The organism is Paenibacillus sp. FSL M7-0134, assembly GCF_038007865.1.
GTDB lineage: Bacteria > Bacillota > Bacilli > Paenibacillales > Paenibacillaceae > Paenibacillus > Paenibacillus polymyxa_B.
This window is the reverse complement of record NZ_JBBOXV010000001.1, coordinates 3,417,723-3,432,352: the sequence shown is the minus strand read 5'-3', so window position 1 is coordinate 3,432,352 and position 14,630 is coordinate 3,417,723. Positions and strand designations below refer to the sequence as shown.

Annotated in this window: 11 protein-coding genes and 2 pseudogenes; 4 read left to right on the top strand and 9 right to left on the bottom strand. The window is 42.1% G+C overall.

The features are described from left to right. Window positions 1-289: 289 nt before the first annotated feature. Window positions 290-702: pseudogene (locus tag NSQ58_RS15490) on the top strand (MerR family transcriptional regulator). A gap of 129 nt (window positions 703-831) precedes the next feature. On the opposite strand, the gene NSQ58_RS15485 reads toward NSQ58_RS15490, so the two are convergent. After that, the gene (locus tag NSQ58_RS15485; RefSeq protein WP_025723218.1) at window positions 832-1,053 is read right to left on the bottom strand and encodes a hypothetical protein; all 222 of its coding nucleotides are present in this window, start codon (window positions 1,051-1,053) and stop codon (window positions 832-834) included. Window positions 1,054-1,274: 221 nt separating this feature from the next. On the opposite strand from NSQ58_RS15485, the pseudogene NSQ58_RS15480 reads away from it, so the two are divergent. Then, window positions 1,275-1,715: pseudogene (locus tag NSQ58_RS15480) on the top strand (LLM class flavin-dependent oxidoreductase); the annotation flags it as partial. A 322-nt stretch (window positions 1,716-2,037) separates the two neighbouring features. Here the strand turns inward: NSQ58_RS15480 and ppsA are convergent. From ppsA to NSQ58_RS15465, 3 genes are all read right to left on the bottom strand, one after another. Continuing rightward, entirely contained in the window at window positions 2,038-4,650 is a 2,613-nt protein-coding gene (gene ppsA, locus NSQ58_RS15475) for a phosphoenolpyruvate synthase (RefSeq protein ID WP_341057694.1), read from the bottom strand. Between the two features lie 620 nt (window positions 4,651-5,270). Next, window positions 5,271-5,645 (bottom strand): hypothetical protein, encoded by a 375-nt coding sequence (locus NSQ58_RS15470; RefSeq protein WP_341057692.1) that lies wholly within the window; start codon window positions 5,643-5,645, stop codon window positions 5,271-5,273. A gap of 69 nt (window positions 5,646-5,714) precedes the next feature. After that, complete coding sequence (locus NSQ58_RS15465; protein ID WP_028541608.1) at window positions 5,715-6,368, bottom strand: GntR family transcriptional regulator; 654 nt, start codon at window positions 6,366-6,368, stop codon at window positions 5,715-5,717. Between the two features lie 160 nt (window positions 6,369-6,528). Here NSQ58_RS15465 and uxuA point away from each other — a divergent pair, with 160 nt between their 5' ends. Together uxuA and NSQ58_RS15455 are read left to right on the top strand one after the other, a co-directional pair. After that, a complete protein-coding gene (gene uxuA / locus NSQ58_RS15460) occupies window positions 6,529-7,605 on the top strand; it encodes a mannonate dehydratase (protein ID WP_076295109.1) in 1,077 nt (358 codons plus the stop codon). Then, window positions 7,606-9,213, top strand: a complete 1,608-nt coding sequence (locus NSQ58_RS15455; RefSeq protein WP_341057691.1) for a mannitol dehydrogenase family protein — start codon at window positions 7,606-7,608, stop codon at window positions 9,211-9,213. A 301-nt stretch (window positions 9,214-9,514) separates the two neighbouring features. Here the strand turns inward: NSQ58_RS15455 and NSQ58_RS15450 are convergent, their stop codons facing one another. The 5 genes from NSQ58_RS15450 to NSQ58_RS15430 form a co-directional block, all read right to left on the bottom strand. Further along, a complete protein-coding gene (locus NSQ58_RS15450; protein WP_341057689.1) occupies window positions 9,515-10,513 on the bottom strand; it encodes an NADP-dependent oxidoreductase in 999 nt (332 codons plus the stop codon). 178 nt (window positions 10,514-10,691) lie between these two features. Beyond that, window positions 10,692-11,771: an alkene reductase gene (locus NSQ58_RS15445; RefSeq protein WP_341057687.1), complete on the bottom strand. Its 1,080-nt coding sequence runs from the start codon at window positions 11,769-11,771 to the stop codon at window positions 10,692-10,694. 48 nt (window positions 11,772-11,819) lie between these two features. Then, window positions 11,820-12,572, bottom strand: a complete 753-nt coding sequence (locus tag NSQ58_RS15440; protein WP_341057686.1) for an SDR family NAD(P)-dependent oxidoreductase — start codon at window positions 12,570-12,572, stop codon at window positions 11,820-11,822. A 310-nt stretch (window positions 12,573-12,882) separates the two neighbouring features. Next, complete coding sequence (locus NSQ58_RS15435) at window positions 12,883-13,455, bottom strand: TetR/AcrR family transcriptional regulator (RefSeq protein ID WP_023988821.1); 573 nt, start codon at window positions 13,453-13,455, stop codon at window positions 12,883-12,885. 101 nt (window positions 13,456-13,556) lie between these two features. Beyond that, window positions 13,557-14,594, bottom strand: a complete 1,038-nt coding sequence (locus tag NSQ58_RS15430; RefSeq protein ID WP_069080642.1) for an aldo/keto reductase — start codon at window positions 14,592-14,594, stop codon at window positions 13,557-13,559. Window positions 14,595-14,630 lie beyond the last annotated feature (36 nt).

Genomic DNA, 14,630 nt, shown 5'->3' with positions numbered 1-14,630 from the left:
AGGCTCACCGTAAATGTCTGCCCCATCGTAGGTAGGAATATTTCCTTTGAGGCAGTTATCACATTTCACCCCAGAAGGGTTCATACATCCGTTACAATCCCGGCAATCTCGTGTCCAGGAACGAATGGATAATTCAAGCGCCCCCCTCTAGTTAACTCTAGGTCAAATGTTTATCTTATTTTTTATCTTCGATGCACTTTGACATGCATTTATAGCATGGTAGAATTCACTCGGATCAATCCTAGAGTTAACCCGAAGTATACTCCTAGTAGAAAGGAATTCATTGTACATGACCTATTCAATCAGTGAAGTTGCTAAAAAATTAGACCTTACGGTATATACATGCGTTACTACGACAAGGAAGGACTCATGCCTTTTGTAGAACGTACCACGAGCGGAACACGCTTGTTCAAAGACTCCGACATTGACTTTCTTAAGATCATTCAATGTCTGAAACTGACTGGAGTGTCTATTAAAGACATTAAGGACTTCGTTGAATGGTGTTCTGAAGGGGACTCCACACTGAAGCAAAGATATGACATGTTTACGGAGCGAAAAGCTATTGTGGAAGGACAAATGGAGGAACTACGAAGAACCATGGAAGTCTTTGAGCACAAATGTTCTTACTACGAAACTGCTTTGGAAGTTGGAACCGAAGAGATTCACAAAATTAAATCGATAGAAAATGCCCTCACCAATTGATGGCACGCACAAAAAAAGTAGCTTGAAATCCTTTAACGGATTCCAAGCTACTTTTTTGGTAAGTCTCTGCTCACCATATTGAATAGCACTTCAGGAATGCTCATTCTATTACTTGTAGAAGTAGCTGCATCATGTTTCCAAAAGCTTCAGTGCGCCCAGCTCCACCGCAGAGTTTACGATTAAGTAACCTGATGGCGTGTCCTCTACCTCACTGATCATAACTTCGAAAATTTTATACAGTGCTTCCACTGCTGTCTTGGACGCTTTAATTTCTGCGAGTAAAGTGTTGCTGACCTTACCTCTGTAACGATCCATTGCCTGCAAAAACAGCGAATGTTTGTCATCAAACATATCATAAAATTTTCTTGGCCAAAAGTTAAAGAAAACTTCTGAAAAATTCTTTTTTTATTCTTGAAAACAAATGAAAGTAGAATCAGGCCATTTCAACTATTTGAAATCTATTCAAATTAGGAGAGTTCATCTGAGTTAATTTCGTTGTATAGGCTATATCCTTAAGTATTCTACCACCTGAAATACGCATTTCAACATTTCTTATTTGAAGCTGCTACTGAGCACATGCGCATTTGAGTATGGAGCGCAGACATGCACTGCTCAAGTCAGTGCTTGGCCTTGATTTAAGCAGCTTTGCTTTGGATCATCGCATAACTGCCGATATGCTTCCTGATCCGAATCACCCAGTCCGTAGCCGGACACATGCTGAGCTTTTGCGCCGGTATATTATAAACCATCAGCCTACAGTGGAAGATGTGTTGGCAAGACCCGAGGTCGTCGGATCTGCTCATTGGGTTTCCGTTGGAACGGTTGAGGACGTATTGAATGATATTATTGAGCGTTTTGAGGCTGGGGCTATTGACGGATTTATAGCTCTTCCGGGCGGTTCAGAAGAATCTATGAAAATATTTTTTGAAAAACTGATGCCGCAGTTGGTTGAAAGAGGCTTGTTCAGAAGCGAATATGCAGGTTCGACTCTGAGGGCACATTTGGGTATTTAACACCCGATACTGTCGAGAACAAGACATTAAAAGTCGCTATTTTAGCGGCTTTTTTGTTCTAACGGTACAAGCACTTGTCTCAAGTCGAGGAAAAGAACTTGTACCTATTACCGTAAAGGACAAGCGATTTAGATTATTGGGTCAGCTATATATAAATCATTATGTTGTTTTGATCTTCAAATAAATAAGTTCTTAAAGTACAACTCTCCTTTGTGTCATAGGTAGATAAAAGGACGAACAGGATAACCGCCCTTTTATCCATGATAGGTTGTATTTAATGCCGTCCATTATGACAGAGGCTATTACTTAGCGTATTCAGCCATTACAATATTTCGATATACCCTTCTGTTCCATGCACACGAATTCGTTGCCCATCTTTTATCAGTTTGGTAGCATTCTCCACTCCGACAACTGCGGGTAAGCCATATTCACGTGCGATAACGGCTCCATGAGTCATCAGTCCACCAACTTCGGTGACTAGGCCTTTTATGGATACAAACAATGGTGTCCAGCTGGGGTCAGTAAAGGCGGTGACTAATATATCTCCATCTTCCAGATCAGCATCTTCCATGTTTAAGATGACACGTGCTCGTCCCTCTATAACTCCGGTAGAAACAGGCAGCCCTACAATCGCTTCGGCTGGGAGATTTTCTCGTTTGTACTCACCCGCAATGATTTCACCATCAGACGTGATTACACGCGGGGGAGTTAGTTTTTCATATAATTTGTAATCGTCTTTTCGTTTACTGATGATCTGATAATCCAGTTTATTTGTGCGTACGACTTCGTGAAGTTCTTCAAAAGTGAGATCGTATATATCTTCTTTTTCGTGAATAATGCCAGCTTGTACGAGTTGTTCGGCTTCTTTTAGTAAAGCCTGCTTATAAACGAAGTAGCGATTAACCATGCCGTATTTGGGATATTCACGATAACCGATAAAATTCCTGATCAGATCGATCATCCGTTTTGTTTCTTTGGCTTTTTGTTCACCATCCGGTAATTGCTTCAATCGATCTAATAACTCTTGTTCTTTTTTCAAAGCCTCCTGTCGCCCCTGCTCAAATTTCCAATTGCCAGCATTAGGCTCAAAGTTTTTGATATTACTGAGAATCATGGGGACAAGTATAATTGGTTTATCACTCCAACGAGTTCTCGAAATATCGATTTCACCGGCACATCGCATTCCGTATTTGTTGAGATAAGCATAGATAGCGTCTTGAGTTTCCTGTCCACCATCCAACTTAACCATTTCATCCAAAAAATTATCATCTTTTACATGTTGTAAATAATCAATTACCTCCGGATAAGGACGAATCGCATCTGCGACATCCAATAGCGCCAGACCCATTTCCGAAGTAATGTTGTTTGGTACAGATTGAGAAAGCGTATCTGCTGCGTTTTTTTCACCTAACCACTCGTACATTTTCTCATTGATCCATGACGAAGCATTCATAGCAGTCATAAAAACCTTTGAACTTTGTGGGTCAAATAAGATCTTCTTTAATTCTTGGAGATCTTCCAGAATAAAATCAAATAAATCTGCTCCTGATTTCGTTTGGATGTTTTGTTTTAATTCTTCTATCGATGTTTGACTGTTCTTAATCAAATCAGAAACGATTGCCGGATCGTTTTCGATTTGTGCTTGAAAACCTGCAGACGACCTACCTTTACTGATATTACCGGGACTCCGTTCTGTTCTATCATCTGGTAACAATTTTATAAAATCTCGCTCTATTAGGGTCATAAATGCGTCTTTTATGAGCGGATCAGATTGTCCCAGGGTATTTAAGAAAGTTTCTCTGCTGACAGGTGAAGCCAGCATATGTGTAACATCAACAAACAACCTTCCACCGGCTATATGCATGGGTGCAGGAGTTATTAACAGGTAAAAAGACAATCCCAATGGTTTTATCGGGTCAGTCATCATTTGTTGATGACCGACAGATACATAAACGTGATTTTCCTGATCATTTGCTTCAGGGATCGGGTATAAAGTCGTGATTGGACGACTCTGGACAATATAAAAAGTATCATGGGCCAAACACCATTCGATATCTTGTGGATAGCCAAAATAAGCTTCGATCTGTCTTCCCATGCGTGCCAGTTGTAAAATTTGTTGTTCAGTAAGGGTTTGAGTCTTTTGCTGATCGGGGGCGATCTGCCGGGTCTCTGTTCCGCCTTCTCTTCGTCCATAGACAGCCAATTCTTTGGTTGCTATCCTCTTATCGACGATTTCCCCTTCCTGTACTTTATAACAATCGGCAGAGACCAAGCCAGAGACTAGTGCTTCTCCAAGTCCAAAACTAGCTTCGATGGATAGCAGTTTCCGGTTGGATGTAATCGGGTCAGCGGTAAATAAAATTCCTGAAGCCTGAGGGAAAACCATCCTTTGAACGATAACGGATAAATAAACTTGACTGTGGTCAAATCCATTTTGCATACGGTAGATAACCGCGCGATCCGTAAATAGGGAAGCCCAACATTTGCTGATATGCTGCAAGATTGCTTCTTTGCCAATGATATTTAAATAGGTGTCTTGTTGCCCAGCAAAAGAGGCATGTGGTAAATCTTCAGCAGTCGCACTAGAACGCACTGCGTAAGCATGTTCCTCTCCAAACCGGGAGAGATAGTGAGTAACTGCTTCCACAACATCGGAAGGAACTTCTACTTCCATAATCATTTGTCGAATCTGCCTGCTGATTTCACCAATTTGAGCTCGTTCTTCTGCTTTTAGCCTTGTTAGTCGGTCCAACAATGCATAATACGTTTCTTTTTGTTCGATGGCTTTTTGATACCCCACTGTTGTAACACAAAAACCTTCTGGTACAGGTATTCCTTCAATTTTTGATAATTCCCCTAAATTTAACCCTTTTCCGCCAACCAGCAAAAACTGCGTTTTTTCCATTTCCTGAAAACCGAGAACCAAAGAACTCATTCAATATCTCTCCTAACTATTAAATTGAGAAAAAAAACATTTGACAAGAGTTTAGCGGCATGGTAAAGTTAAATTGTAGGATGTAATAATTATGTCCCTAAAAATTTACGAAGTCGTAATCTGATTATATCATCGTGTCTGTTTTATATGCAATATAAAAGAACCTGATAAAACTATCCAGGTTCTTTTTTGATTTTCCGCTATCATTAGTCACATCAAAAACCATGGCTCGAGCCGAACTCAGTTACTGCATAGTTCCCTATCGCTCCTACGTAGCCTAAGGAAACCCTGAAGTTGCGTCGGGTTCTTATTGAGCTAACCTGCCCGTTAGTTCAGCGAACGAAGCGCGTATAGTGAACCTCTTATATTTTTTTTCGGGCATGTTCATCTTTGCACTTGGGAAAATGGGAAAGCATGAAAGTTTCTATAATTCACTTCATCTCACATGTGATTCTATAGGCTCTTCTTTATGATAACTAAAAAGAAGATAATTTATTTCATTCTCTATTCCTGGCTTACACTTACTGTGAAACACTGTGATATGTATTAATATATCCAGGATATGTTTGTTCCAATTGCCAAATTTACTTTCACTTACGTTTGTTATAAGCCCGCGTCAACTAGCTCTGCAAAAGTCGGTACAGCAGCGCCTCTCTCTTATTCTCAAACGTTCGCTGTATCTCCAGAAATTCAGGTACCTCCGACAGCCGGGAGGGTCTGTACCCGGGGCCGCCGCAGCCGCAGGAGTGGTAAGCGTATCCTTGTTGATATAGTAGCTCCACCTTTTTCCACTGCTTAATATCCGTTTGCTTCGGGGCCTGAAACATGTATACAAGGCTGCAAACTCCTGTGAGGATTCCTCCAGTTTGATCACCGCCTGACGGTAAATAACAATGCTCACGAGCAAAAATGGAATGACACAGGCCAGCACGTTTCCGCCCATAAATTTGCTGCAGTCTCGCGTTTATTACTCGCTCTATCACCGACATATTCAACTTGTAGAACAGCCTCCATGAATTACCCACTACTTTAAAATTCATACATGTTAATTTGAGCTAGCTGCCTTATTTCTTGATATAATCAGCGAACTTCCGGAGAAAATCGAGCGAATGGATATCCTCTCTGAGATGATGATGAACCAGATCATCCATTTTGGTTGTTTCCTTATTCAGCATGTATTCAAGCATAGCTTGGTGCTCATGCCAGATGCCCATCAGCTTCCCTGTTTCCAGCATATGCAGCTTGCGATATCTGATATAGTGAACATTCGACTGCTGAATGAGCTGCCAAAGAAACCCCCGTCCCACCAATTGGAACATGGTTTGGTGAAACTGATCATCCAGACTGAGAAATTGATCCGTAGCATGATCTTCTTCAATCACAGCTCTCTGTCTGTCTAGAATATCACTCAACTTCTGTACATCGCTTAATGTAATTTGCGAAGAAAGCTCCTTCATAATCTCCTTTTCCAATGCGCTTCTTAAGTAAATAATTTGTTCAACGGACTCTAGATCAATATAGGACACAATGTTCCCCTTCTTGGGATAAATATCAATGTAGGACTCAAGCGCAAGCCACTTCAATACATCGCGTAGCGGAGTTCTGGACAGCTGGAAGCGTTCTGACAAGGTCGTCTCACTGAGAAGAGTACCCGGCTTTAAGGTCAGTGACAAAATATCTTTTTTCAACAGTTGCATGATTTCTTCTTTTGTAAACATATCATTCCTACCTTTACTTTATAAATCTAGTTATATTATAAAGCATTTTGAGCTGACGAACCCCTCTGAAATTATCATTGACAAGAACAAACCCTATAATTTATGATCAACTCAATCTTGTATACAAGACAAACGAAATACAATCAGGGAGGGTATCGTTATGAATATGACCTGGAGATGGTATGGTGAAAACAACGACAATATTACACTGGATCATATCCGGCAAATTCCGGGAGTTATGGGCATTGTCTGGTCTTTACATGATAAGGTAGCCGGTGAAGTATGGGAAATGGAGCGAATTCAGGAGGTAGCTGATCAGATTACGAGCAAGGGCTTTAGTACGGCGGTCGTAGAAAGTGTAAATGTCCACGATGATATCAAAATCGGCCTGCCATCCCGCGATCAATATATTGACATTTATATCGACACCATTCGAAAATTAGCCAAAGTGGGAGTCAAGGTGATTTGCTATAACTTTATGCCTGTCTTTGACTGGACAAGAACGGAACTGTATAAGGAACTGCCTGACGGGTCCAACGCCCTCTTTTATGAAAAGGCTGCCATTACCGATGATCCACGCCAAATGGTGGATCGGATTCTCGAGGGAGCCGGAAAGTTCACCATGCCTGGCTGGGAACCGGAGCGGTTGTCGAGACTGGATGAACTTTTTGCTGCTTACGCGGATGTCACAGAAGACAAGTTGTTTGACAACCTGAAGTATTTTCTTGAGCGCATCATCCCGGTCTGCGAGGAGGTTGACATCAAGATGGCCATTCATCCTGATGATCCGGCATGGCCCATCTTCGGATTGCCGAGAATTGTCCGTAGTCGTGAGACCATCCAGCGCATCCTAGATGCAGTGAACAGCCCATATAATGGTCTAACCTTCTGCACAGGCTCACTGGGGAGCAATCCTGAGAATGATTTGCCAGCCATGATTCGGGAGTTTCATGATCGTATTCATTTTGCTCATATTCGTAATGTCAAGGTGTTTGAGAATGGTGACTTTATTGAAGTGTCACACCGCGGCAAGGACGGAAGCGTCGATGTTCCGGAAGTAGTTAGAGCTTATCACGAGAACGGCTATCAGGGATATGTACGCCCGGATCACGGCAGACATCTATGGGGGGAAGAAAAGAATTGTCGTCCAGGCTACGGTTTGTATGACCGTGCACTGGGAGTTATGTACTTGCTGGGTGTCTGGGATAGTCTCGCTCAAGGCAAAGGAGTGAAATAAATGCTCCAACTTGACCGGAAAGGCCTTTCAGACAAGGCGGCCTGGAAAGAAGCAGACATCGAGCTGCCAAAATATGATCTGGAGCTTGTAGCCAATAACACCCGAGTTAGACCACAATGGGTGCATTTCGGCGCAGGCAATATTTTTCGAGGGTTGATAGCCAACGCGCAGCAACAACTGCTGAATAAATTGAAAGCGGATACAGGTATTGTTGCAACCGAAGCCTTTGATTTTGAAATGATCGACAAAGTCTATAAGCCTTACGACAATCTAACCTTACTGGTGTTGATGAGTGCAGACGGAAGATTTCACAAGAGCGTGGTCGCAAGCATCGTTGAGGGACTCGCAGCAGAGCAAAATCGTCCAGACGATTACCTCCGTCTGATTGAAATATTTGAGAATCCGTCCCTGCAGATGGCCAGCTTTACTGTCACGGAAAAAGGATACGCCCTGACCGGGCCCGACGGCAAGTATCTGGCTGTTGTGGAGGGGGATTTGACGAATGGTCCTGAACAGCCGATGCATGTGATGAGCATAGCTACTTCGCTTGCCTATCGGCGTTATCTGAAGGGGCAGCATCCAATGACCTTTGTGAGCATGGATAATTGCTCCCATAACGGCGATCTGTTAAAGGATAGTATGATTGCTATCGCCAAGGAGTGGACTCGCAGAGGCCTGGTAGAGGAAGGATTTGCAGACTATCTGCAGAATGAGGAGAAAATAACCTTCCCCCTGACCATGATTGACAAAATCACCCCCCGCCCTTCCTTGCAAGTACAGTCTGCTCTTCGGGAGCTGGGGTTAGCCGACATGGAGATGATCGTTACCTCAAGGCATACGTATACGGCTCCCTTTGTCAATGCTGAGGTTAGCGAGTATTTGGTCATTGAAGACAAGTTTACGAACGGGAGACCTGCACTGGAGGAAGCTGGCATCATCTTCACGAATCGGGATACGGTGGACAAAGTGGAAAAGATGAAAGTCACTACCTGTCTCAATCCGCTGCATACAGCGCTGGCCCTAGCTGGGTGTCTGCTTGGGTATGAGCTTATTGCAGATGAAATGAGGGATCACACATTGCGTCGTCTGGTGGAAACCATTGGCTACAAGGAAGGTTTGCCTGTTGTAGTTGATCCCGGTATTATCCAACCGAAACCATTTATTGACGAGGTATTGCAGGAACGCTTCGCCAATCCCTATATTCCGGATACGCCTCAGCGGATTGCCACAGATACCTCTCAAAAGATGAGCATCCGTTTTGGTGAAACCATAAAGTCTTATGCTAGCACAGCAGGACTTGATCCTGCGAACTTGACTGCTATTCCCTTGACCATTGCGATCTGGTGTCGCTATTTGCTGGGAGTGGATGATCAAGGAGCACCCTTCACACTCAGCCCGGACCCATTACTGGATTCATTGCAAGGATATTTGCAGAACACGAAGCTGGGCGATCAGACCTCCGAGATTCGCTGCCTCCTCGAGGATGACAAACTGTTCGGTGTCCGATTATATGAGATTGGTCTGGGCGACAAGATTGAAGCCATGTTTCATGAGATGCTGGCAGGTCCTGGTGCAGTCCGAAGCACGATAGAGAAGTATGTGAACTAGAACTTACATTAATGCAATCCCTCTGCCAGAAACTTTGGTCAGGGGGATGCGTTAATGAGAACCAATTCTTTAAATAATCAACATCCACATGACTAAGTATCTGTTCTTCTCCCCTTTTTTGGATTCACAAAGTAATATTAAATCCCGTGTCGCTTCACCTGTTGTTACGTTTCCAGCAATAATCGTTTATTTAGGTCATCTCGGAACGGCGTTTGTAATATTAGATGTGCTTACTTCGGCCTACAGTATAATTTGTTTATTCTCAGAACACGCAAGCAACATCACATAAGTTGCTTATTATTTAGAAGGTCACAATTACTTTGCCTTGGGAGTGGCCCGTCGACACTTTAATCAGCGCCTTGTTAATGTCACCAAACGTATAAGTTGAATCTATAGAGGGCTTTATATTTTCTTTTTCAACAAGTTTAGTGATTTCTTGTAATTGACTTCCATTGGCTTGCACAAATAAAAAGCGATATTCATTTTGATTCTTACGTGCTAAAGAATCTAAGCGAGCACCCACTAGACCAAACAATGCTTTTTTCCACAACGGAAAATGATTGTCAACCGCAAAGCGATAATTAGGTCCGGCTTTCAATGATACCAATTTCCCTTGTGGTTTTAAAATGCCCAGTTCAGCTTTGATCTCTTTGGCACCCAAGGTGTCGATCACATAATCGATATCGGACAGTATGTTAGCATAATTCTCTGCCTTATAATTTATGAATTGATCAGCCCCGATCGACAGTGTACGTGATCTGCCTCTTTCACTTCCACTTGTAATAACATGTAATCCCATTGATTTGGCAATGGGAATTGCCATAGCGCCAAATCCTCCTGTTCCTCCAGGAATGAATAGCTTTCTATTCGGCTGGGCATGGAGTACATCGTGCAATGCTTGATAAGCAGTCAAGGCAGTAAGGGGTACCGCAGCAGCTTCAATAAAAGATAGATTTTCAGGTATGATGGATAAAGCATCTTCATTTACGGCCGCATACTCAGCAAAAGCACCGATTTTATTAAGCGGCAACCTCGTATAAACAGGGTCACCAACCTTAAAATTCAAAACATCATCACCAACGGCTTCAATAATGCCAGATAGTTCATTCCCTAAAGTTAATGGCAACTTATAGTCAGCAATCATCCGAACACTGCCATTCAGATTAAGAATGTCCAGTGGATTTACACCTGCAGCTTTTACTTTGACAAGAACCTCATGGCTATTGATCTGTGGTATGTTAACATCATTTAATTCCACTTGGATTTTTTTTGAATATTTCTGTATTTGTGCTGCTCTCATGATTCATCCTCTTCCTTTGCTAATTTTGGGGTAGCACACCATGAATGCAATCACTAGTTACGAGTGTAGGTGGATCAAAATAAATATTTAGTTCTTGGCTAATAAAATCAAGGTAGAGTAGATAAATCATGGCGTACAACTTTCAGTCGCACGCCATGATTTACCATATTCACTATTGTTACCCCTCTTGGGATTCTAATTCTTCCATCGTAGGATAATCCGTGTAACCTTTGCTTCCCAGACCAAAGAATGTTGTCGGATCTGCTTCGTTCAACGGCGCACCTTTTTGAAGTCGTTCCACTAAATCCGGATTGGCTAATGACCACACACCAACAGGCACCAGATCAGCAAGGCCACGATCTATATCCACGCTAAGATCCTCCAGAGCTCGTCCAGCACGATTGACTAACAAAGGATTCGTCCAGATTGAACGAATGTCTTGGAGCAGTTTTTCATTTCCAAGATGCATGACATGAAGGTAAGCTAAATCCAATTTAGCTAATTCTTTTACAAGATAACGATAAAGTTCAGGACCTTGTTCACCATCTTGAATCCCACCAAGAGGTGTCCCTGGCGAGATACGGAAGCCTGTTCTTTCTGCTCCAATTTCTTCGACGATGGCTTTCGTTACTTCAATCGCGAAGCGAGCACGATTTTCTATAGATCCCCCATATTCATCCGTCCGTGTATTCGAATTTTCTCCAATAAATTGATTAATCAGATAGCCATTGGCTCCATGAATTTCAACGCCATCCGCACCTGCTTTAATTGCTGCTGCTGCTGCTTTCCGGAAATCAGCAATGGTCGTTTGAATGTCCTCTTCACTTAACTCACGAGGAACGGGGATGTCCTGCATACCTTTAGCAGTAAACATTTCTACACCGGGCGCGATTGCAGATGGCGCAACAGGTTGGCGATGATGTGGTGTATTATCAGGGTGCGACATGCGACCAGCATGCATTAATTGGATATACATATATCCACCTGCTTTATGCACTGCATCTGTAACCTTTTTCCATCCTTCAATATGTTTATCCGTATAGATCCCAGGTGACCATAAGTAACCTTGCCCATCATCAGAAGGCTGTACACCCTCAGTAATAATGAGTCCCATTGACGCTCGTTGAGCATAATAAAGGGAAGTTAGCTCTCCCGGTGTACCATCTTCTTGCGATCTACTACGTGTCATTGGTGCCATTGCTAAACGATGTGGTAGTTCCATTATTCCAATGTTCGTTTTACTCCACAACTTTTTCATTCGGATACTCTCCTCTTTCAATGTATTCCACGGATATATGAATTGAATTTAAAATTCTGAAATTACTGGATATATTTCGCCTCTCAGATTGAAATCATAGTTCTGGTCTACAATCCCTACCACCTCGTTGCTATCATAAAGATCCAACATGAAGCCCGCCATTTGTTTGGCAGTGTGGTACTTAGGCATGTTTGCTTTGTAATCAAATTCTTCAGTATCTAATGATTTCTTAACGAATTCCGTTTCTGTTATAGCTGGTGCTAAAACCTTAGCTTTTAGTTTTGCACCTTTCATTTCTAGTTCTTTTGCAAGCCCTTCTGTGAAGGCACTAACGTAATATTTAGATGCAGAATAAGCAACACTCCCAACAGCAATGGCATATCCGAGTGCAGATGAGACGTTAATTAGCTGAGTTCCTTCTACATCAGCATAATCTCGTACATATAGTGTAGAAAGGATCGTCAAGGTTTCAATGTTAACACGTAGCATAGTTTCAACTTTATCTAAATTCTGTTCTGCTACAAAAGAAGCTTCACCGAGCCCCGCATTGTTAATCCAGGTCTCAATTTGGTATTCCTTTAAATTGTTATATAGTGTGTAGGCCTGATCTGTAACAGACAGGTCACTTGTACGAACAATAACATTTATAGTAGGATCCATATCCAGAATTGCTGATTTAAGTTCTTCTAATTTATCCAATCTTCTAGCTACCAAGATTAAGTTTTTGCCACGTGCAGCAAACGCCAATGCCGTTGCATATCCAATCCCTGAACTTGCTCCTGTAATAACTGTATACTTCATAATATTCTCTCCTTCATAACATGCAGATTAGTGTAAATGAGTTTTAAAGACGATTTTAGAACGATCATTCTTATTAGGGTGAAAAAACAGTTAGATCTAACTTGCTATTAGCATATCAATTTTAGAACGAACAGTAAAGAATTTTTTTATGACTAAGATTTTAATTTTGGAGCGGTATTCCTTGACTTGTTTGAGGCATGAGATACAAGTTCTTTCTTTCGTTAGAGGGACAAGAAAAAACTTGTATCACGGAAACAAACAGTCCTCCATTTAGGTGACTCCTTTTGCCTGTCATGCTGTAATTCCACTTTTAATCCAAAGCGGTCAGTGTCATATCAATAATATTCTTTAATTTTTGCTGATCCGTTGTTGTCTTAACCAACGTACGTAGCCCCAACCACGCATTCATTAAATAATGAGAAATAACTACAGGATCCAAGTCATTCTTGAACTCACCCGATTGTTGACCCTTCAGAACAAGGTTAGTCAAGAGTTCCTCAGTTCGCGAATAACTCTCATCAACTAAGGATGCAACTTCTGGATCCAACACGCCGAGTTCCACGCCTGAATTCACGAGAAAACACCCTAGAGGTTCTCCTTCATTTCTTACTGTCGCCTCAAACAACTCCCGAATTAATTCTTTGATCGGTTTTTGTTTTTCAATCAGAAACCTCATTTTACTGGTCTGCTTCGTTTCATATCGTTCGAGAGCTTTCATAAATAAGGCATGCTTATCCCCAAAGGTATCATAGATACTTCTTCGGTGAATGCCCATAAACTCAACCAAATCTTGCATTGAAGTTTTCTCATATCCTTGTGCCCAAAATAGGTGTATTGCCTTATCTAATACTTCATTAACTTCAAATTCTTTTGATCTTGCCATCGTCATCACCTCGAATAATCATTATACAATTTAGTGAAGGATCGGCAAACTAGATTTAAAATAAGTGAATACATTACAGGTATGAGGTCTGTCTTACATATTTAACCCAGGATTCTTCGTTTGTCTGCTTGTAACCAATCAGGCGTCCATCCTTTTTCCAGGGCATCCAGGGTTACTCCTGGCGGAACGATAGCATCTATCGCATCCAGGATATCAGTGCTTAATCGGATGTCGCTGCCTTTTAACGTTTCACGAAGTTGCTCAATTGTTCTTGCCCCCACTATAGCAGAAGTAATTGACGAATGAGCTTGTGTAAATGCCATGGCAAGATGAGGCAAAGTTAATCCTGCTTCACCTGCAAGGGTTTGGAGCTTAGCAACGGCTTCGAACTTGATGCGATTTTCTTCTCGATTCGGATCTACAACAGTTGAAAGTTTCCCTAGAGAACTTGCTGCTCTTGAATCTGGGGCAACAGCTTCTCCCGAGCGGTATTTTCCCGTTAGTAGACCACCCGAAAGTGGGCTCCAAACCATTACACCCATTCCGTATTTAGCGGTTGCAGCAAGCAAATCGAATTCGATACTTCGATTCAATATGGAATACGGGGCTTGCTCGGATACAAAGCGTGCGGTATTTTTGCGTTCGCTAGTCCATTGTGCTTCGGTCACTTGCCATGCCTGAAAATTGGATGTACCAATATAGCGAATCTTCCCTTCACGAACCAGATCCGTAAGTGCGTCAAGACTCTCTTCAATGTCAGTATGGAGATCCGGCTGATGTAGTTGATACAAATCGATATAATCCGTTTGCAACCTTCTCAAACTATCCTCTACTGCACGCTTAATCCAATATTTCGAGTTACCGGATTGATTAAGCCCACTGCCCATGGGCATTCCGCCTTTCGTGGCCAGAATAACATCCTGTCTGCGTCCTTTTAGGATTTGACCTAGAATTTCTTCGGATTGACCACTTGAATAGACATCCGCTGTATCGATCAGATTAATGCCTCCAGCCAAAGCCTCATCCAACATGACTGCAGCTTCTTTCTCCGTATTGTTCCCCCAAAAACCAAAAGTACCTGTACCTAATACAAAACTGCTTATTTTAAGGCCTGTATTTCCTAACACACGATATTCCATGTCAATCCATCCCTTCTCCATCTTTTACAATAAGAA